The sequence below is a fragment of the Vibrio sp. OPT41 genome, from assembly GCF_015163595.1.
GTDB classification, from domain to species: Bacteria; Pseudomonadota; Gammaproteobacteria; order Enterobacterales; family Vibrionaceae; genus Vibrio; species Vibrio alginolyticus.
Window position 1 is genome coordinate 1 of sequence record NZ_JADDYH010000005.1, and the last position, 914, is coordinate 914.

Sequence of the window (914 nt, forward strand, 5' to 3'; positions counted from 1 at the left end):
TGCGGCATGAACAAAGAGTTCTCTCAGCTCTTTATTTCCTCGCTTTGAAATTCCCAGCATCCGTTGTTTCCCTCCAGTCGAGTACTGGAATGGTACAAGTCCGATCCACGCTGCAAAGTTTCTACCATTAGAAAAATCTGAAGGTTTTCCAACACACGATAAACAGCAAGATGCAGTCATGGGACCCACACCTGGTATCGTTTGAAGTAAAGTGTAAAGTTCATCTTCGGAACTCAGTTTTTCTATTTTTCGGTCTTGCTCTTTTATCCGTTCATTCAGTTGATTGTAATAGTCGAGCTGATTTTGTAGTTCCTGAACCAATAACGGAGGGATCGGTTCTTTGTTGTCCGCTAACCATTGAAACAGCTTTTTCATGTTTGCATGACCCCGTGGAAAGCTGATGCCAAACTCTATTAACATCGAACCAATACGGTTCATCGTTGCTGTCCTCTCCCTAATATAACCAGTTCTAACACGCCGAATAACGACGCCTACTTGAGCCTGCTCACTCTTTGGAGAAACGAACCTCATATTAGGTCTTGTAGATGCCTCAGCAATAGCAGCTGCATCGATAAAGTCATTCTTATGAGCTTTAACGTAAGGTTTTACATATTGAGGTGGGATAAGTTTAACTTGATGCCCGTATTCTTGGCATTTTCTTGCAAGCCAGTGAGCACCACAGCAAGCCTCCATTGCTATCAATGTTGGTTCATGCACAGAGATAAACTGTAGTAATTTACTTCTAGATAATTTGTGCCGATATTGTTCACGACCACTATAATCGTGGCCAACTAGATGAAAAGTAGACTTACCTAAATCGATTCCAATAACTTTGATTGCCGACATGATGGCACCTCCCAATATTCAGCGACATAGCTGAGTGTAGTGCAGGTGTGGGGCGTACCATCTTATTA

The 914-nt window shown here is 42.3% G+C and carries 1 protein-coding gene; it reads right to left on the minus strand.

What is annotated here, in order from left to right; translation table 11 throughout:
• Positions 1-846 (minus strand): IS110-like element ISVpa1 family transposase (locus tag IQP38_RS00435; protein WP_193837158.1); only part of this gene is annotated, 846 nt, incomplete at its 3' end.
• Positions 847-914: the final 68 nt, after the last annotated feature.